Genomic DNA, 22,166 nt, shown 5'->3' with positions numbered 1-22,166 from the left:
AATCTACATTCTCCAAATCTAAAAATACCTTGCCCACCTATTAATACTGCAAAATTCTTCTGCATGTATCATTATTCCATATTCCTGCAACATGATTACCTGACCATTCTTCTTCGTTTTCATACATTTGCTGCAAACCTTTTTTAGTTTTAAATTTAAATCATATTACTTATGAAACATCGTTTCTTTGAATGGCTACTTATTAGCCTATTCTTATGTATCAGTCCAACAATCTATGCACAACAAATTAAAGTTTCAGGTCTTGTCACCGATAAAGACAAAGAACCTCTAATCGGAGTTGCAGTTTTTACAGAAAGTAAAAATGCAGCAGGTGCCATCACAGACAGTAAAGGCAGATATACAATCAGCGTGCCGGCCAACGCTACCCTGCATTTTTCGTACATTGGCATGGAAACAGTCACTGTGAAAATGAAAGGCCAAAGGATAATCAACGTCATGATGGAAGAATCACTAAGCACCACCCTGCAAGAAGTGGTTGTATCCGTAGGTTACGGGCATGTAAAAAAGCGTGATTTAACCGGTTCGGTAGGTCAAGCCAACATGGAAGAACTTAACCAAGCTCCCGTAACATCTATTGAGCAAGCATTAGCCGGACGAATCGCCGGTTTGAATATCATCCTTGCCGACGGGTCGCCCGGGGCTGAAGCAACGGTAAATATCCGAGGAGGAGGGGTTTCTCAAGATACAGCGCCCCTTTACGTGATTGACGGATTCCCGATGGAGAATTTTAGCCTAAACACATTGGATCCTAGATCAATTGCAAGCATTGAAGTACTTAAAGACGCTTCTTCTATTGCCATTTACGGTTCTCGGGGAGCTAACGGTGTAATCATTATCAACACCAAAGAAGGTGAAGCAGGTAAACCACGTGTAACTTATGACTACAACATATCCTTCAATACACGTCCCAAGTTCATAAAAATGATGAATGCTTATGAATATGTCAAACTACAGTTAGAACTGGATGCAATAGACAACCGAAGTTATTCAATAGACCGCTATTTAGGAGCAATAGACGAAACAACCGGTCAACGCCCCCGTACATTGGACTATTACAAGGAGAATCCGGGAACTGACTGGCAAAAGGAAGTTACCCAAATGGGGATAACCCATAATCATTCCATTTCTTTATCCGGAGGATCCAAAGACACCAAATACATGATAAAAGGTGGATATATGGATCAAGATGCCATTGTAAAAAACACCGGGCAAACAAGATACAGTGTCATGGGAAAGGTAGAACAAAAAATCAACAAGAAGCTGACTGCCATCATGAACGCGAATTATACAAACACCAAAACTCTTAATAACCAAGCTTTCAGCAAAGCGCGAAATTTCTTCCCAACCACAGGTCTGCAAAGTACGGAAGAGTTTATTGCAGAGATGGAATACATGCTGGAGCAAGGTACTTTAAGCGACTCCGGTATAGACTACGGCTCGCTGATAACTCCTCTACAACAAGCAAACAACGAATTGAACAAACGCATCCAACAGAACACGCAAGCTGGATTGACTTTGAAATGGCAACCTTTCAAATATATCACCGTCACACCACGCATGCAAGTCAGTACGGTAAGAACTGATATTGACAGGTTCTATAACAGATATACTTATCAGGGGCACTTATTCAAAAAATCAAACGGCACATATGCCAATAACAATGGAGTAAATGCACACGTTGAAAACAATGAGGCCAAAAGCTACCTTGGTGAATTAGTATTGAACTATAAACGCAAATTCAAAAAGATTCATAGTTTGGACGCCATGTACGGGTTCACCTACCAACATAGTGAATTCACGAAAGAATCATACGATGTTGTCAATATTTTACCGGAATTTGAATATTTAGGATTTTACGGATTATCTGCCGGTTCTGTCAAAGGAGGAGATGTGAACTACGAAGGAAACAAAAACCGACTGGTATCTTCCTTCGGACGGATCAACTATAATCTTATGGATAAGTATCTGTTTACCGTAACAAGCCGATATGACGGTTCGTCAAAATTCGCAAAAGGAAACCAATGGGGATTTTTTCCTTCCGCTGCTTTTGCATGGCGCATCTCCAGCGAACCCTTTTTGAAAAAGAGCAAAGCTATTGATGACGCAAAAATACGTCTTAGCTACGGTAAAGTCGGTAACAACCGGGGAGTGAACGATTTCTCCTACTTAATCGAATTTGGTGGTCTGCAAAACGCACGGCAATATATGCTGGACGGAAAGACTTTACAGGGTGGTTTATTCCAATATTTTTTGGCCAATCCTCAACTGACCTGGGAAGAAACAACCGAGTTTAACATAGGTACAGATGTTACTCTTTTCAAAAACAGACTCGCTTTCTCGATCGATTACTACAGAAAAGTGGTTGACGGATTATTGATGCCACGCCCGGCTCCCTTCTATTTGGGATATGGTAATAATGCCCATACCAGATATGAAAATTCCGGATGCACACAAAGCCAAGGACTTGAACTGACAATTCTTAGTACTAACATCAAATCCGGAGATTTCACTTGGAACACAAACTTCAACTTCTCTTATAACCAGAACAAAGTACGGAGCTTTGCCAATGGCTATGAAGTAATGACCGTAGGCAACAACGATTTTAATCCGAACACAGAGACATGGCTTGCCATTGCCAACAGTGCCACCTCCCAATTCTACGGCTATAAGTACGTGCGTTTGTATCAAGAAAGCGATTTCTACAAAAATCCTAATGGTACTTATGTGCTAAAGGAAGGAATACCAACATATAAAAGCACGGTAGGCGGTTATCGGGTACAACCAGGAGACCCTATGTATGCCGATTTGAATGGCGACGGTTACATTACCAGCAATGACCGCACCACGTTAGGTTCTCCAAATCCCAAAATCACCGGAGGTATTTCAAACACGTTTACTTATCGCAATCTGTCTCTGAATGTTTTCTTCCAATACTCTTTAGGAAGCAAAATTGTTGACTACAACCGATTAATGTTTGAAACCACGGGAAGTTTCACCCGTTACTCCAACCAATATGCAAGTTATGCCAATCGTTGGACACCGGAAAACACGAATACAGACATTCCACGTTTGCAAAAACCTACATCCAAGGGCGATGCGGAAAATATCTCGCAACCTAAGTTATCTGACCGGTCTATAGAGAAAGGCGATTACCTGCGTCTATCGACATTATCACTTAGCTATCGGTTGCCGAAATCACTACTCAAGAAAATTGCAATACAGAATGTAGTATTAAGCGTTGCAGCACAAAACTTATTTGTAATCACCGGATACAATGGGCAAGACCCGGAGGTTAATTCGTACAACACGAACGCAGCTCCAAAAGGTTTGGGTTACAATGTATTAACCAACAGTAATACTTATACCAGTATCACAAGCGGATTGGATAAAACGCCCTATCCAAGAGCACGTGTCTTCAATTTGGGTATTTCAGTAACTTTCTAACCATAACAATATAATAAATATGAAAACAATATCCTATTTAATAATAGTAGTGGCGATAACTGCGTTTAGCAGTTGTGACGGCTGGAATTTGAATCTGGACTCCACCAAACCCAATTATAGCGGTGTTGGAAACGCAGCTATAATAAGATCTCAATTGGCAACAGCGTATAACATGATGATAGCCTCCAACGGACTGTTCGGAGAAGCATATTGGGGAACATTGGGTTGTGTAGACACCGACGAGGGATTCAGAAACGGCGTATCAACCAATACCAGCATTTTAAACGCACATAACATATCTCTTAGCACAAATCAATTAATCCGGTTATGGCAAAGAACCTGGCAAGGTAATGAGACAGCAACGAATATACTTAGCATGCTTAAGACCGTACCGGACATGGAAGAGTGGGAAAAAAACGAAATAAAAGGACAAGCATTAGTCTTACAAGCTTTTTATCATTACTTTGCCGCCATCAACTGGGGACCTGTTCCCATTAAAAACGTAGCAACCTTTGATATGACCGGTTCCATTGAACTAGAGCGAAAACCGGTGAAAGAGGTATTGCAGTTCGCATTAGACAATTGTCGGCAAGCCATTAGTCTATTGCCTGAAATCAGTACATACGGCACAACTGCCCGCATCAGCAAATCCGCAGCAGAAGCATTGTCTTACCGAATTGCCCTCTACATGGCCTCACACCCCGACATACAAGATATAGCCAAGTATGGACAAATAGTAGAATGGGCCGATGATTTTATTGCCAACGGCCCGAACAAGCTAAACACGAAACCTCTGACTGTCAACGGAGAGACATTACCTGCATACGCTCGTCTTTTTGTCAACAATATGGCGGATAACCAAAGCTGGAATTCCAACGATAATCCGGAAGGGATATGGGATGTTATCTTTAACTGTAAATCAACGACATCAGGTACTTATGCCAATTTGGGATATGAGGCAGTGATGCGTTTAGGACGTGATATGGGAGTTCCCTGTCCAGATGACCAAGCCGGCTCTCCTATAGGATACGCTGATAACAGTTATCGTGCCAGCAACCTCCTATTCAATAATTACACGGATTTTAATCACGGTCAGGATTATCCGATTGGAGATTTACGGCGTAACTGGAACTTCCCCTCTTTCTGTTATAAATACAAAAGTAATGAAAAAATGGCAGAAGGATACTCTGCAAAAACCCGCTTCGAATATTTCAATGTATTACTCCCCCAAAAAATCACCTGCGAAGAAGAAGCCACTGTATTGCCCATCTTCGACAAGGCAAACTGGAATGGAAGTGACAATAATGCCCCGGTCATTGGCTTATATGTAGAACAAGGCGGAAGCGGTTACACCAACGAAAAAGGAGAAACCACTTTTGATATAACAATACCGGCAACAACTTCTGCACTCACCTCTATGAAGTTTTATGATGCCACCAAAGGAGCGATAATCGGATATTCAGTCGGTACCAAACAAGATGGTAAGGCTGCCGGATACCAGCAGATCAACAGTAAATGCAATAAAGATGTACTCGTCAAGTTCGTAAACGGACAAATGACAGAAATGAAAATCACAAAATCCGGTAATATCGGCTCATTTATGTGTCCTCATGGAGTGGGCATAGGCAAATGGCGCAGAGAATATGAAGTGAACGTGCCACCGATACGGCACAAAGACTTCACCTCGTGTAATTTTCCGATCTTACGTTTTGCAGACGTACTTCTCATGGCGGCTGAAGCTCATCTAATGGCCTCAAACGGCAATCAAGAAAAAGGATTGGAATATCTGAACATGGTTCGTCGGCGCGCATACGGAAAAGAGGATGTCACTCAGCCGGATTCAAAGATTGATTTCACTACATTAACCATTAAAACGATTCAGGATGAACGTATGCGAGAACTTTGTTTTGAAGGTGTTCGCAGAGCCGACTTGATGCGGTGGGGATTATATACAATAGATGATCCGACAAAGAATGTGGTTGACTTATTTGTTGAAGCACACCCCAAACATATCAACATCAACTATCCTATACAAACGCTAAGAAATCAATTCACGAAATATCAAACATTGCCAATACCCTTACAGGATATTGCCGGTGCACCTACTACCATGTGGCAAAACCCGGGTTGGTAATATAATAACAATCATAAAATTCAAAGAGTATGAAAATTTGCAATACAAAAAAATCAGTATTAAGATATGGTATTTTCTTCTTTCTATCCGTTCTTATCAATAGTTGTGAGAATTTTGATGACCCAAAGGATATTCATTTCGATATCAGCATTAATAATATTCTAGAGACAGATTTCGAAACAGGTGCTTATGTAGTTAACTCAAGCGATGATATCGAATTCCTGTTTCATGGAGACATAGTAGACAATATCACCTTCTATTCAGGAGCTATCGGAGAAGAAGCTCGTTACAAGAACCGTTGGATAGCCGACAAAGAAGCTAATATAAAACCGTTAGTACGATTGAAAACGTCTGCATTTAATTTAAAGGACCTTGCTACAACCAGTAAATTCGAACTTCTAATTGCCTATGATGAGGATATTCCCGATGAGTATACAGATAAAGCCATAGCGGAAACTCCTTGGGAACATTTTCCTTTGCGCACCAGTAATTTGACTTCCGGTAGTGGTATCACGGAATATTTCAATTTCAACGATAAATTAGTAACTTCCAATGGCACGCATGATTACACGAATTGGTTCTCACACAAGGAAGTAGTGTATGGGATCAGGGCTAAAAGTAACGTGGCTTCAACCAATAGGTTACAACTAAATGAGTTTTATGTTTCCAATACGGAAACACGTGATTACAGTTACACTTATCAAGGCAAAAATGTAAAAAATACGAAGACAAAAGAATATGTTATCTTCAAGGATTTCTCTATCATAGACCAAAATTTAAGAATCTCCAATAGTTTAACAGGAGCCAATTGGGGGATGTACACTCCTTTAGAAACCATTAAAGAAGGAGAAGAAAGCACTCAGCCTAATTCCCAGCACTATGCTTGGAATTGTGCAGAATTCGGCTTAAAATATGGAGAACTGACAGGTAGCTATCCCTGGACGACAACCAATAAATTCGGGCAAGACATCCGCTCCGCATATAGCGTGGAAATTTTTGTGCCAACCAAAAACATTCAAGACCCAAATGGTAATCCTCTGTCCGAACCTACGGAAGAAATGATGAATGAACCTTACGAATCATGGATTGTAAGTAGCAAACATAATATTCACAAAGTTATGCCTGATGTTCCTTCCAGTTATATTAAAGTTAAGTCGCAAGGTTCGACAAATAGCTTTATTTACTCGTATTCCAAGATAGGTAAAGGTTTGTATACCGCCACTTTTATCATCAATAACCAAACTCATGCAGGAACCAAAGAGATAGTTAAAGAATTCAAGTTCCTAGTCAAATAAAAATAAGCGCAGTTTTTTAAATAGGACCTGCCAAAATAAAAAGATTCAGGTAAAAACAGTAGGGTGGTAGCACATAATACTTAAGAAAAATAAAGAAGTTGTGACTACCACCCGACTTATCTCTAAATAAAGAATCTGACGACAATTAAGAAAAACGAATCATTAATAAACATATTACCATATGAAGCAAATAATCAGAGGAATGGCTGTAGCCTTACTGTTAACAAACAGTCTTTACGCCCAACAATGGGAGGGAGATTTATCTCAAGTCGGGAAGTCGCATCCCGGTGGATTCGATTATCACCTCAAAAAATATACAATAGAACAAGTAGGTACCCGCAAGCAAATGACGTTCAATTATGACGGAGTAAGGACTTTCACACACGCACCTGCCCCAGGAATACACCCACGTATTTACTTCAATCCGGAAGAACGGGAAAACATTATTGACCGTCTCAAAAATACGGAAGTGGGCAAAGAAACAGCACGACTGTTACGTGCACACGCTGCACTTGTCAATCTGCCTTACGGAAGTGGCGGTTATCAGAAAGGCAAACCTTATTCACAAAACAAACAAGGCATGGAATATATATCCAATCCCGGCATGTTTAACAAGTATGAGTTATATGAACAAATATCGGCTCCTGACGCTCCCAAAGGTCTACTTGACAGATTTATCGGTGATGGTAAAAAAGAAGAATTAAGAAGAATGGCGGCAGGGTTGAGCTGTGAAGCATTTGAATGTTATCTGCACGAACCCGAGCAAAAAGATACCCAAGCCCCATATACCGTCACCAATACACTCACCTATCGTCAACGTGCGGAAAAACTAGCTCGTGCCATGACATACTGGGCAGATGCATTTATTACTTGCTACAAAGATCAGGTTCCCCAAAAGGCCATCAACAAATACGATCAGTTAGGCGGAATGCATATGCCTGTGATGTACGACATCAATTTCTGGGCAATGAATGAAAATCAGAAGCACGTTGTACGCAAAGCTATTTCCATGACTGTTCCCCAACAACCGAAATATGGAATGTATTGTGAACCGTTCACTACCACAAGCAACTGGGCAACTTTAAATTTCTTTGAAATCATTCCGAACCTCGCTATTGAAGGCGAACCGGGATATAATGCGCAAGCAACACATAACTGGGTACAAGTTTTATACAAATTCCTAAACTATGGTTTCTATTCAGACGGATCCCCTTGGGAAGGATTAGGCAAAAACTATATGATGACCGGTCAATTAAATGCTTTGGCACGCCGAGGATATAGTTTTCTTGGACATCCCCATGTACGTAAATTTACCAGTTTTTACCTGTCACAAATAGTACAACCTTTCGGCTTTGCCTTTATTGGCGACGATTTATATGGAGGCACGGATGGTGGAAATGGCGGAAATCCCCAATTCGGTGGTTATCGTTTCCATTCCATCGATGCTATCGGTCTGAATTATGCTTATCCCGACGATGCAGGATGCTCTTTTGTCTGGAGAAACTACGTCAGTAACAAAACTAAAGATGAAAAAGAGTTCATCGACCTGACCAACGGAGCATTCAGTCCTGGCACGCACAACTATTTTGACCGGATGGCTATTTTAGTATCCTATGCAGACGATTGGCACGGCAATAAAGACTGGACGGAGCACCGTAAAAAAGCGCTGGGCAACCAATTAGATTACTTTGCAGATGGACGCGGGATAGCCATCATGCGGAGTGATTTCAGTCCCAATGCCCTCTCTACCCAATTCAACGTCCGACAGAATTTTGGCGGCCATACCTCAGCAGACAGAAATGATTTCACCCTCAGTGCCCTAGGACGTATATGGGTACCACGTGAAGCTGCCGCCGATGTCACTGAAATGGATTTCTTTTCCTGCCTACTCGTCAACCACAAAGGAATGACAGTGAGCCCGGATGAAGGAGTCAAATCACGGCAACCGGTCAAAGTTATTGATTACCAATCAAATGATAAAAGTTGTATTGCGGTAGGAGATGCCACCTATGCCTATAACTGGGATTTTAGATGGAAAGCAGGACCTTTGACAGACAATCATCCACTCTTAATTAAAAATGAAGGATGGGAAAAGGCTAACGAAACACTGAACGATTTCATGCTGACCCTCGTCAAAGACGAACCATACTTCAACAAGCCTTTCTACGAATTCGGAAGCTGGAACGCGACAAAACCGGGAGATAAAGAACGTATCGTAAAGCGTAAAGTGAATAACATGGATCATGTAATCCGAACTATAGCCATATGTAAAGGAAAACATCCTTTTCTCATTATTGTAGACGATATAGCCAAAGAAAACAATGAAAAAGCCGATTATACTTCCTATATACAAATGGCTACCGACCTGAGTCTTGATAAAATTCAAGAAACTCCAAAGAAAAATGGTCTTTATGATGTGATCATAAAAGATAAAGACAACCGCAGGTTATTGATCCGCGTTATCGGACATAACAACTATAAAGATGGAAACAAAATCCAGTCAAACTTCGGGGAATTGAAAGATAAGGATGGAAACTACTTCATAAAACGTGGCAAAGAGATGAAACGCCAAAGAATCGCTTTTGAGGCATGCAATGTAGTATCACCTGATTTTAAAATGTTAATCTTCCCGTTATCTCACAGAGATGCACTACCAGAAACTATATGGAATAAAAATAAAACTGAATTATCCGTGAAATGGGAAAATGAGATGCAAACCATCCGTTTCGTCCCTGATACCAACAAAAAAAGAACTATTGTTACAGTTCTGTAAACCCAAACACTTCTTATAATGAAAAAACATCTATCTTACCTACCTATACTAGAGATTTACAAAGTGAATATTTGCTGTCACCTGTCACACATACACACCTAAGGCTTTGATTATTAACAACTAATAACGTGACTGCAGCGTGTGACAGCATGGTGACAGTACTTTTACTGTCACCATGCCCCTTCCTGTTCTTTCTTTTCTCCTTTTTCTTTCTTAAGAGTGTGGGGGCATATCCATCAGCTATAGGGCAAACATCAGTTTCACCTATTTGAAACTAGAGTTTCAATTATTTGGAAACATTAGTTTCTAAGTAGTAAAACTAAAGTTTCAAGCAAAGGAAACTAACTTGAAACTTACTTCCAAAAGAGGACGAAGAGGTGACAGTAAAATGCTATCACTGTGCTGTCACACACTGCTGTCACACCGTTACTCACTTACATTCAGAGATTTAAATGTAAATATGTGACAGGTGACAGCAAATATTCATTTTATAATTCTTATGTAGAGGCTATTCATCTAAATCTTCAACCTCTTCTTTTGAAAGAGCAACATCATAGATACGTACATCTTTCACCCAAGCATGATGACCCAGAAAAAAATCCATGGCATCCGTAGCAATTTGAGTACTTCCCGGCGCAGTGGCTACCAGTTCACCATTCACGTAAAGAGCCATTTGCTCTTCTGAGGCAGACAACACCACATGATACCACTCTCCCGGAGTCAACTTCTTACTCCTCAAGCGTCCCGGATTTACATATAGCTCTCCGTTATTTAAAGCACAGGAAACAGTTCTGTACCCTTTGCCAAAAGCATTGTACCCGGTTTTGCCAAACAGGCTTCCCGTTTTTTCATTACTCTTGAACCTTAGAGAGATTGTTAATGCATTTTCTTTTAGTTTCAAATTATAGACCTTGAATCCCGGGTTGATATACTCACGCGCCACATTCACATCCACTGTCGTAGTAAACGTTTTATCATCTAATGGAGTTTCCAATATTTTCTTGCCGGATTCTTTGGCTGTCTTTGCACCATAGCCAACCCAAACATTAAAATCCGCCTGCACCGGGAAATCTCCCTGCTTGCCATTCCAATGATTAAAATCTACAATTCCCAAGGGATTAACTTCTGAATTATCAGATACTAACTGGACGGGATGTGTGTCACAATGGATATTATTGCCATCTAATGGAAGCGAGTTGCCATCGGGATAAGTGACAGACATATTAGTACCGCTTATTCCGAAACGGAGAGAGACAGGATACCATCCTCTTTTCAAGCTCACTTTTCGAGAAGGATTACGCCCATATACCCCCCGCTGAACAAGAACCTCGCCTGCAATCTTTAACTGATTGATACAGGAAGCCTGACGGGCTCCCAACGACAATCCTTCGCCGTCTGTTTTCGGAGTATCAAAGCTATAAATGCCATCCATCGGAGCAAAGAAATAGCCGTTATAAACTCTCACCGTCTCTCTACCTCCACCACTCGTTATGTTTGTGACGTACGACTGACGAAAAGGTTTCAAGCCATCTATGTCTAGAAAATCGGGAGACATACGCTTTCCTTTCCGGTCATAATCATATTGCACGAATCCCCGACGCATCGATGGAACTTCCTTTATCGGTTCCAAAGAGGGAATAGAAACATCAGCTGTCAACTTCACAGCAGGCAGAGGAACATAACACAAATTTCCGGCTTCAATAGTTTTCATTTTTCCACCGTTTACTCCATAAGTCACATCAAAAGGCATCGGATCTAAAGAATTAATATTCCAATACAGAGGATCGCATACCACAAGCTCAAACAGATGCCACCCTTCGCCTAATGCTACTTCACCGGTTCGTACATCCTGCTGCTGATGAAATACGCCGATCTGTTCTATCACTGCACGACCTGCTATATCCAAAGTGACCGGACCGCAGGAATTGACATCGAAACGATAAATCCCTTCCTTATCAGCATACAGCCAACCGTTAAAACGATAAAATCCCTTACATTGCTGTTCCAAATCTCCTTGAGGCACAGAATATGGCAATCTCATGCTCTCTACATAGGTATTTTCTTGAGATTTATACGCGTCGAGTTTCGGCATCATTATTTTCGATGCCCTGAAAAACCCTTTATCATCATAAATCTTTGTATTAATCTCATAGACGCGCGCCATCAATCCTTGTTGTGCATTGGCAGGTTTCTCATGTTTACCCTGTGCATAGGGTGTTTTTACGAAACGGGCAATCGTAGTGGCGCTTTGCCGAGGTCCGTGCTGCCAGCTTGTATGGAACACTTTGGCTTTTATAGTAAGCGAGCGGTCTACCTTTACAGGTTTTTCATATAACAGAGAATTAGCCGTAGGTTCGCTTCCATCCAACGTATAACGGATTTCCGCAGGTGCCTGGGGACGGACAAACAGCACCTCTTCTTTATCTGCAACCGGATAAACAGGAATTTCCCCTTCCCGGCGTGTGTCCCGCAAAGCATAACTGTCATATTCCCGCCCGCGTACTGTCATCACAGGACGAGCAGGAGAAGCATTGCTCGAAAGAGTTTGCTTTCCGTTCCGGCTCATAGTAAATACAGTACGACCTCCGTCCGTCTGATCCAACTCATACACATCCTTCACCTCACCAATGGCAACGGTCAACTCTGCACGTCCTTTATCCCATGCAGTGACAGGCATAGGATCACCATGCCGATAGGGGTAGACCAATATCTTGAACTCCGGAGATTCGCTGATTGCAGGAACAACCACCTGATTGTATCCCTTATAACGTTCGAAACGGGGAACAGGAAAGCCATACGGACTATTTCTCCACAATACACGTATCAGACATAAAGGTTCTCCTTTTTTAAGAACTACTTTACCGGTTTTCGGGTCCCGTGGCAATCCCGCTTTTCCCAGAATCAAATCATCTGCCCTGGAAAAATCAGGATCAGTGTTCTGAAAACGGATTTCAGGTGTCGACGCTTCTATCAAGTCTACATCCAAAGGAACAGATATATTCCAATCGTACAAATGTACTTTACCGTCTTTGAGGGCATCATCCATCACTATCAGATATGGATATTTCCCCTTGCCGATCTGGACGGTACGGAAATAGTTCTCCATCTTATTCCACTCCTTATATCCCTCCACCAAACGGGTTTCACTGCTCCACGGACCATAATCGGTGTGCGCATATCCATCATTAAACGCAACAGTGTTGGGATGGAAGGCTATCTGAATATCTCTGGTCAAATCACGATTGGGTTCTGCAAACGGAGCGTAATATGGTATTTTGGAAGAAGGGAAATAATAGGGATGTATCTGCATACTTTTGGAGTAGGAAAAGCCATTTCGCGCATCTCCGCAAGCAGTAATCCCATCCGGCGAATCCTGCACGCCCAGCCATGTGCAAGGTGCAGGCGGCCATTTGCACCCTTTTCCATCTACGGTCATCATATTCTGCAAGAAAGTAGCTTTCGTTGCCAGCATATCATTATCTTTAATCCAATTCATTCCGTCTTTCCACAAGATGATGCGGTTGGCTTCCGTACCCTCGTGTCCACCATAAAAGAAATCCTGTTTGCAATACATGGCAACCTGCATATCTCCTTTTTTCCATGAATTACGAGTATAAAGATACCCTCGTTGATTGTCTGTCCAAACTAACGGCAAGTTCAATTCATCGACCCTCTTTTGTTCCGTCCAGTCAAGTATCTTCCCTTTTTCATCTTTCATCCCGTCACTTGCATACAAAAGCATCAGTTCCTCACAGATTCCGACAGGATTGGGCCAGCGTACTGTAGAATCAACAAGCACTTTATTGGTAGTCAGAGTCGCTTTATACAAGAAATCGAGTGCTTTATCTTGCGGATGGAAATAACGCATCATCCAAATCGGATGAAACGCAGAGGCCCGCATCTCATCACGCATTTTCCACACGCCATCCTGCCACCACATGGCGGCATGAAAAAAACGCATTTTTGCACGCAGATGAGGATGTTGGAACAATTCCGGACGACGTAACCCAACGGCAACAAAGGCAGAGGTATTCAGCCATCCTTTGATTGTTTCATAACACATCCCGTCTTCATCCAGAAAGTAATCCAACATGGCAAAGGCTTTTTGAGAAGCACGGTTAAACAAATCGTTGTTGAATCCTTTTTCGCCTTCAATGAGCAACATCAACCGGATATATTCCATGCCGAATCCCTGATGATTGTTTATCATGAAATGGTCTGGAACCACCATGAAATTTGTATAACGGTGCTCTGTGATCCGGGCAATTATCTTTCTCACTTCTTCGCGCTCTTTGGCTGTCATCCATGGAGCGATATAATCATACTCCAGCAAATGCCAGATTTCAATAGGTGGATCGGGTTCTCCCATTGCTACAGTAGACCGCTCTGCCGACCAAAGGTTATCCGTATCAGCCAATTTGTCCAATTTATCAAGTTTGGGTTGAAGCCGGTGAATCTTTTCCATTAATTGTTCAGCATATATCCTGCCCAACTTCCGGTCGTTCATCACTAAAGCATAAAACGGCGTTTTCTTTGTCTTCACCCGTTGCCACATGGTTCTGAAGGGTAAAGGAGCTTTTTCTCCCAAAGTAACTTTAGCCCGTATACTGTCTACCTCGTCAGGAGTAATCAGTACACGCGGATGGACACCGGGAGCCGGTATTTTTCCTACACGGGAAGCATCGAACGTCAAATCGGGAGTTCCCTTCGCTACTTCCGGCGACTTTGGCCAGAAGCTTCCATCTATCACTTCCTCATAAGTCAATGAAACGCGAGGTTTCCACTTCGGTTCCTGATAATATTCACGTTGCTGGGCAAAGCCTCCTATAAAAAGCATCAACAAGCCCCCGCTCACTATTCCTTTCTTATAATCAATCATGTTTCATTTCAACTTTAAATACCACCGTAGAATAGTCCGGCATCTTCTTCGGAAGTTGTATACTCAATTTCTCTGAAAATCTAGTCCATTTTATTTTCTCTTTACTACCCAGCATCTTGATGGAAGCAATCTTACAATCAACAGGCAGCGAGGATATTTCCAAATTACCGTCAGGATGTTCCATCGCAAAGACATAAAGGTTTTTGCCTTTACGTGTAAAACGCACATCTCCCGGAAGATAGCTACGCACATCTTTAAGACCGCCGAATCCTCCTTTTTCCTGCTTTATGCTTAGCGAAGGCCCCTCACCATAAACATGCCAAGGACGTGAACCATATATTGCTTCTCCATTATCTTTCATCCATATAGCTATACCTTCCAATTCAGCAAGTACATCCTCTTCCAAATCTCCTTCGGGCGTTTGGACGACATTAAGCAACAAGTTACCATTTTTACTCACTACATCCACCAACATCTGGATGATTTGGGTAGATGTCTTATACTTTTGTCCGGTTCTATAATACCAGTCGCCCAGCGATGTATCAGTTTGCCAAGGATAAGGACTGATATCTTCACGAACCCCACGTTCCACATCCTGCACAAACCGTCCGTCAGACTCCTGCTTGCAAGTGTATACCGCCTCCGGTTTTCCATGCTTATCCAAACTTTGATTATAATAATGCGCAATCAAAGAACGCCCGACTTCATTACCAAAAGGAACCGCACTGTCCGAATAAAGTAATTCCGGTTGGTACATATCTATCAATTCCTTGATCCTGAAATACCATTCTTTCTGAAATTTGACATTCTTAGTCATCCATCCGGTATCTTCAGGGTCGGCCTTCTCATGATACAAGTCCCAAAACTCGGAATTGTTTCCATCGTAGGGTATTCCTGCCTTATCACCCTTTTCGTCCGCCCCATGAGAGGGTTGAAACCATGTATAACTAGCTGCCAGATGTTCCGATACGCCAAAATGCAAACCATATTTCTTAGCCGCTTTCTGCCAATCGCCTACTACATCACGTTTCGGCCCCATACTCACAGAATTCCAACGATTCAACTTTGTATCCCATAAACTGAAATTATCGTGATGTATTGCCATTGATACAAAATAACGGGCACCCACCCTTTTGAACAGTTGCATTAACTCATCCGGCTTCCATCTCTCAGCTTTCCATAAAGGGATGATATCTTTATAGCCAAAAACGGAAGGATGACCGTAATTTTTGATATGATAATGGTAAGCAGGCTCGGCTTCTCCAGTATATTTTTTTTCTTTCCAATTATATTTATTGCTGACATACATTCTCTTTGCATACCAATCACCTTGTCGTGGGACAGCTTGGGGCCCCCAATGAGACCAAATTCCAAATTTGGCATCTCTGAACCATTCCGGATATCCATATTCTTTTAAAGATGAATCATCCGGTTCGAATATCCCTTCTTTCATCGGTAGTTTTTCTATCTGCGCATTTACATGCAAAGACACAGATACTGCCAAACTAAACGCAGATAATAATGTTTTTATTTTCATACAACCACTATTTTTGATTATAATATCTGTTTAAAGAATCACTTTTTCCCTGCTCATTTAGGTAACCATGCCTCCGGTTTCGAAACGACCAGATTTGACTTTCCTTGTAAAAAACCATGACGGCACATGTAATCGTCAATCTGTCGCATGGCATCAACCACTACTGCTTCCGGAGCCCTCCAATATGTACAAACAAATGCATGGTTAGCTCCCGGCAATACTATCAACTCACAACTGCTACCCACTTGTTTCATTGCCCGGTAAAGTTCTTCCGATTGGGAAAGAGCGATAACTTTGTCGGCTGTTCCATGCATTAATAATGTACGAATGGAATTCTTACGAACATTATATAAAGGAGAGAAGCGTTTCGCCAGTGAAATTATTTCAGGGGAAAGAGACTCTATATCCGGCTTTTTGTTCTTTTTAAGAGCCTCTCCTCCTATCACAACCTTTATAAAAGAAGACTGCGTGAAATCGGTGAGCGGATTGCATAAGATTGCCATGTCGGGTGCGTCACTCACCTGCAAATCATCATTCGGGTCATCAAACCCCGTCACCGTTCCCATGCAGGCAGATAAATGAGCTCCTGCAGAGTCTCCCATAACTATGATACGTAAAGGGTCAATCCCCCAATCGGCTGCATGGCTCCGGATATAGCGCATAGCAGACTTGCAATCTGCCACCGCATTCTCCAACGTTGTTTCACCTGCTTTCACCAAACGGTATTCAACACAAAAGACTGTCGCACCACGTGAAGCAAAATAACGGGCATGAGGGAAAAAGGCCTCCACATCTCCCCCTGTCCATCCTCCTCCGTGAATTATCACCAAGGCCGTACGTTTTTCCTTTTGTGGAACATCCTTCGAATGAAATACATACAAATGCAATGGAACATCAGAAACTGATTTATAAACAATCTTATCCATCGGGCCGTCCGTCAACTGGCTGAACGATATTTGTGCTTTGCCGGTAAAATTCTCCTGCGCATGGGTGGCAGGCGACAACAAGCACATAATCAGGGTGAAGAGGGGAAATAAACACTTCATCATTTTACAGTATAAGTTCGGGAATAGGAAGAAACTCCATTATCATTAAAAGCAGCTATCGAGAATGAATACGGGCATTGGGTATTCAGCAGGAAGGTATGTAATTCATGTTCTCCATATACAATAAAGTTATGATACAGTTTATCTGGCTCGGCTCCATATTTAATGACATAACCCGTTGCATTATCCTGTGCAGTCCATCGTAATGTCACATTTCTGCGATCGTCCGCATCCCGCTTTACTGAAAATTCGCGGACAGGAGAAGGTACTTTTCCTTTTCCCAAACCAAATATGCGGAATCCACATACAGCAAACTTTCCATAAGGGACTTGAATGTTTTCCAGTCTCACAAATCGTGCATTGACAGGCTGCGCCAATTCAATATAATCGTGGGGCGTGTCATGCTTTGAAGCAGATTTATCGACAACGCTTCTCCAAGTCTTACCATCTTCAGAAATTGCCACCCGATATTGATGCCCTTTTCCTTTCACTACCCCTTGATAACTCGCATCTTGATCTGCAAAATTTATCTGAATAGCATAGATCTCTTTGGAAGCGCCCAAATCCGTCTGTAGCCACTCATTCTCATTACCTTCAGCACTCCAATAAGTTCTCATGTTTTCATCAAAAGCATGACTGATTGAATGCCCCCGTAAAGTGGAAGAAGCCGTAGCCGGCTTTTTGTAGGATAGCAACATCCATCCGGTAAAGAGCTCCTCGGGGCTATCAAATGTACCTTGAGGCATACGCTGCGGATAATCCCCCCAAAGTGTACAGCAATAAGGAACACCGTCTTTATCGAACAGGGTCGGGAAAAGACTTAATCGTCTTTCATAACTATGCTTTACCGACAGACAATTCGTTACGATGTGCCAATAATTATTTTTTTTATCAGTAAAAGTTGAACTGTGTCCAGCCCCACGAACAAATCCGGTAGGCTTCATTGAAAAAGGATTATGAATATCAAACCGGAATCCGTTCATCGGCTCGTTACTTACGTAATAACCGTCAGAGTACCAATCCAAATCTGTTCCTGCAGCAGCATACTGCAAATAATATTTTCCATTCACCTTATTTGTCCAACATCCTTCTATCCAGGGTCGTTTGTTATCCTGACGACGTTCCCAACCATGATTCAACGTATCACTGTCTACGGTGATAACCGGCTCATTCATGGCTTGGAATTCCTTTTCAGGGTCTAATTGCACAACCCAAGTCGGTGTTTTGTTACTGCAGCCCCAATACATATAAACATCCTCGCCATCTGCAAGTAACATCGGATCAATACATTTTGTCCCATTAGTGTAAGTGGAGTACTTGAAAGGCTTGTCGGTAACTCTCTCCCATTTGTCCGACATCGGCTCTGTTGTTTTATACAAAGGCAACGGTTGTTTGCTCTCAAAAGAAGCCAGAAAATATAACTCACCTTTATATACCATTGCAGTCGGGGCATAGTCCTCGGCAGGAAGTACTTTTGTTTCTACAAAATGCCATTTCAACAAATCCGTACTCCACCAATACCCACCGCTTTTAGAAGCAAAGAGCCAGTATTTCCCTTGATAAAACACCATGGAAGGATCGGCAGCTTCACGATATCCCATTCCATCCAAACTATAGCGGTAACTTATATTCAACGGATTACACCAAGTACGCTGGCTTTGCGCTACTCCGGCTTTTACCAAACAACTCAATAATAGGAAAAACAAAATCTTCTTCATAACAATCAATATTTTATATACTACTTCAATGCAACATCCCAAGGCTTTATCCGCCGGGATTCACCACCTTCTCCCCTAATGATTAAAGTAATGTGATATTTATCTGCCTTCCGGTATTGATGAACCGGACTTTTCTCCGTTGAAGTCATACCATCTCCGAAATCCCAATAATACTCAAGTACTTTTCCTACCGATTCGTCCGTAAAAGCGACTACCCGATTTTTCGAATCAATCACATGGGAAGTAAAATCCGCTTTTAATACCGAAGCCCATTCAGGTTCGAGCGGCATCAGTCGGAAAGGATTGGCAGCCGTAGCATCACCATACATTCTCTTATCTTTCGACAAACTCCAAAAAGCATCCATTTCTCCGGCATCTTCCACCTCTTTATCATAATCCATCACTGCCCAAGTCAGACCTATTAACTTGTTTTCTTCCAATATGGATTTCACCGAACGTTGAGACCCTTCGGCGCCTGCATAATCAAAAGCCGTCACCCAAAACTCCAGTATCAACTTCCCACTCTGTCCATGCTTGAAATCATAAGAATAAGCAGCGTTGGCATACGGCAATTCTTTGATCCACGCCTGTGGTCCCCACACCATTGCCCAATCCTTTCCAGCCGGAGCAGGTGTAAAGATATGGTAGTTTTGTGCCTGACAACCGTGATAATCCATATAGGAAACCATTTTTGACGCATCATCCCTCTCGCTCAAAAAAGGATGGAAAGAATTAATAAAAGGGCCACCGGAACGATCCCCGTCAACGATTAACTCGAAAATGTCACTATTACGGGGATGCTTATCAAATATCCAGCAATCATCCCAAAGTTCTACAAGAAAGTAGATACGACTCATTCCTTTCACCCATCCGACTTTCACTTTTGCCTTGGAAGAGTGAGGATTCGGTTTCTGATAGTGCCCTGTATTGTCGACCAATGAATCAGAGGTGATCTCATAAGATACCGGCACTATATCCCAATCCGAAGCATCTCCGTCAATTCGCGGTATCTTATCCGATGGGAATTGATACACTTTATACATAGTCTGCTGTGCCACAAGTCTTTCAACAGAGAACACGCACAAGATTATAAATAGCCAAGTCTTTATTCCAAACAGTCTTTTCATTCTGTACAAATATCACATATTCATTATGGGAAATCATATTCACACAAACATTAACGGTCTAATATGGAATATCCCATATTCAACTGTTTTGTGCCGGTTCTCCATCGTTTCATCTCCTCCTGTGAAGGTGTTTTTTTACGGTATTCATCCTTATATAGTCCTATCTTTTGAAAAGGAACCGGTTTAAATCCGGGTAAATCTTTGAATACAACCGAATTCTTCTTCAAGCGGAAATCAAAATTTTCCATATCGACAAATCCCGGATCTTTGTCATAGCTTACATTATGCCCGCTAACCAATTCTTTAGTGGCCCGCACCGGATAACGTTTCCCGGGCACCACCCGAGAATAGCTATAAGGCTTCTTGACGTTGACTGTAAAATTATTAGTGACCGTAGAACCATCACCGGTTACAATTTCGAATCCGACATTACTATTTATAGCTATATTATTGTAACAGTTAATGGTATAAGGCTGCTGATACTGGTGTCCTTTCTTATACAAGTACGCCGTTCCTCTTTCAGAAGAACTGTTCAATGCAACGATATTCCCATAAACTTGCATCTCGCGATGATCTTCATCAAAGTAAATGCCGTCAGCATTCGGACTGCTATGGATAAAGTTATAACGGAATATCAAATTGCCCATGCGTTTATTGTCGTCAAAACTATAGAATCCTCCCATATCATTGGAAACCCGACAGACATCAAAAATCTCATTATACTCAAAAACATTATCGAAGCTACCGAACAAGACACCGACATGAGGAGTGCCGTGAATGAGATTATTGGCAATATACATTCCTACAGCCGTATGATGACCTCCTCCGCCACCGCCGGTAAAGCCACAATTGATAGCGGCACAGTAAATCTTCTCTATCTGAGAAAACTCGAAGATATGGTTATTCACCACACGATGTCCGGCTGCCACTCGAGGGGTACTATTCTCATCACCACCTTTAAGCCATACTCCACCGCCACCCAACTCGTACAAATCACAACTTTGAACCGCATGATTCTTACCTCCATTAATGACAATAGCTGTCTTGGTGGTATTGCGCACACGGCAACCGGCTATTAAAATATTTTCCCCTTCATTGATTTCGACCGCATTTCGCTGGGTCTCTTCAAAACAAAGATTAAGAAATCGGATATGAGATGCATGTTTTGCCTTAATAATCGGACTACTGTTATCGGCAATACTTAACACCAACTGCCCGTTATTCGATGGCGGATAAAGATAAATTTTCTTTGCTGCAAAATCCAGACACCATTCTCCGGGGACATCGACCTCTTCCAAAAGATTCAACAACCAATATTTCTCTTTACCACTGCCTTGGGGACGCATATACTTATTCCCAATGCCTCCGGGAATAGGCTGGCTAAAAACAACCATCTGCAATGTCGTGTCAATCTTGTCAACCCGTATTGCTTCATTCTGCCAAGGTACTCTCCAATATCCTTTCAACCAGACTTCCCCCCTCCGGGCCGCATCCACCCAAAGTGAATGACGCGGATCACGATACTGAAAGATTCCCTGACGGGGAGCCCGCCGGACAGGTTCCTTATTGTCATAAAAGTCACGCCAGTTAGCTCCATCTTCTTCCCCACCGCCATTTATTAACACATGCTTTATCTCCATATAACCCTGATTAGGATACCGGGAGATTGGCAAACGTTTATTATTTGCAAAAAGAGTAATAATATTCCCATTATCATTAAAGACATCCGGGAACCGGGCTATATGTTTCAGATTCATATCCGAAAGGTCTATTTCCAACAACTTATCTACCAGTTCCGGAGCAATGCGTTTACGTACAGATTCATCTGTAATTTTGCTGATTTTAGTAGTCGGGACTGTTCTGGAGCCATATAGTACTACGTCCTGTTTACCGGTTAGTGAGCGATAAGTTATCGGATATTTGTCTGTTCCACTATCTTCTTCACTAAAAACAAGAGTACGGTCAATCCTATAATTACCGGGATACAAGTAAACATTAACAGCTTCTTTCCGCATATTCAAGTCACGTACAGCTTTCTGAGCACGTTGTAAAGTAGCAAATGGAGCTTGTCTGGTGCCGTTATTACTGTCTTTACCTTGAGGACTGACATAAAAATCTTTGGCACTTGCCATAGTTATCATTGACATGATAACCAATAACAAACCTATTCTTTGTATCTTCATAACATATCT

Annotated in this window: 10 protein-coding genes; 4 read left to right on the top strand and 6 right to left on the bottom strand. The window is 42.0% G+C overall.

The window, feature by feature from the left end:
* Window positions 1-171 precede the first annotated feature (171 nt).
* From AB3G73_RS19995 to AB3G73_RS19980, 4 genes are all read left to right on the top strand, one after another.
* Window positions 172-3,465 carry a SusC/RagA family TonB-linked outer membrane protein gene (locus AB3G73_RS19995; RefSeq protein WP_367745495.1) on the top strand — a complete coding sequence of 1,098 codons (3,294 nt, stop codon included), beginning with the start codon at window positions 172-174 and terminating at the stop codon, window positions 3,463-3,465.
* Window positions 3,466-3,484: 19 nt separating this feature from the next.
* On the top strand, window positions 3,485-5,599 hold the full coding sequence (locus tag AB3G73_RS19990) for a RagB/SusD family nutrient uptake outer membrane protein (protein WP_367745494.1): 2,115 nt from the start codon (window positions 3,485-3,487) through the stop codon (window positions 5,597-5,599).
* Window positions 5,600-5,628: 29 nt separating this feature from the next.
* Window positions 5,629-6,894, top strand: a complete 1,266-nt coding sequence (locus AB3G73_RS19985; RefSeq protein ID WP_234132512.1) for a DUF5017 domain-containing protein — start codon at window positions 5,629-5,631, stop codon at window positions 6,892-6,894.
* A gap of 181 nt (window positions 6,895-7,075) precedes the next feature.
* Window positions 7,076-9,667: a hypothetical protein gene (locus AB3G73_RS19980; protein ID WP_298045393.1), complete on the top strand. Its 2,592-nt coding sequence runs from the start codon at window positions 7,076-7,078 to the stop codon at window positions 9,665-9,667.
* 508 nt (window positions 9,668-10,175) lie between these two features.
* Here the strand turns inward: AB3G73_RS19980 and AB3G73_RS19975 are convergent.
* From AB3G73_RS19975 to AB3G73_RS19950, 6 genes are read right to left on the bottom strand one after another with little or no spacing between them, the layout of a single operon-like run.
* Window positions 10,176-14,546 (bottom strand): LamG-like jellyroll fold domain-containing protein, encoded by a 4,371-nt coding sequence (locus tag AB3G73_RS19975; protein ID WP_320980714.1) that lies wholly within the window; start codon window positions 14,544-14,546, stop codon window positions 10,176-10,178.
* Complete coding sequence (locus tag AB3G73_RS19970) at window positions 14,539-16,083, bottom strand: alpha-L-fucosidase (protein WP_234132518.1); 1,545 nt, start codon at window positions 16,081-16,083, stop codon at window positions 14,539-14,541. The genes AB3G73_RS19975 and AB3G73_RS19970 overlap by 8 nt, the downstream gene beginning before the upstream one ends.
* Window positions 16,084-16,136: 53 nt before the next feature.
* The gene (locus AB3G73_RS19965) at window positions 16,137-17,132 is read right to left on the bottom strand and encodes an alpha/beta hydrolase (RefSeq protein WP_234132520.1); all 996 of its coding nucleotides are present in this window, start codon (window positions 17,130-17,132) and stop codon (window positions 16,137-16,139) included.
* Entirely contained in the window at window positions 17,129-18,847 is a 1,719-nt protein-coding gene (locus tag AB3G73_RS19960; protein ID WP_234132521.1) for a discoidin domain-containing protein, read from the bottom strand. The genes AB3G73_RS19965 and AB3G73_RS19960 overlap by 4 nt, the downstream gene beginning before the upstream one ends.
* 20 nt (window positions 18,848-18,867) lie before the next feature.
* Complete coding sequence (locus tag AB3G73_RS19955; RefSeq protein WP_234132523.1) at window positions 18,868-19,974, bottom strand: PKD domain-containing protein; 1,107 nt, start codon at window positions 19,972-19,974, stop codon at window positions 18,868-18,870.
* 50 nt (window positions 19,975-20,024) lie between these two features.
* Entirely contained in the window at window positions 20,025-22,157 is a 2,133-nt protein-coding gene (locus AB3G73_RS19950) for a right-handed parallel beta-helix repeat-containing protein (RefSeq protein WP_234132526.1), read from the bottom strand.
* Between the last annotated feature and the right edge of the window lie 9 nt (window positions 22,158-22,166).

Origin of the sequence: Bacteroides sp. L008 (assembly GCF_040812255.1) — a bacterium.
Lineage (GTDB): Bacteria > Bacteroidota > Bacteroidia > Bacteroidales > Bacteroidaceae > Bacteroides > Bacteroides vicugnae.
The sequence above is the reverse complement of the archived record's forward strand: the minus strand, read 5'-3'. Positions and strand labels throughout refer to the sequence as shown.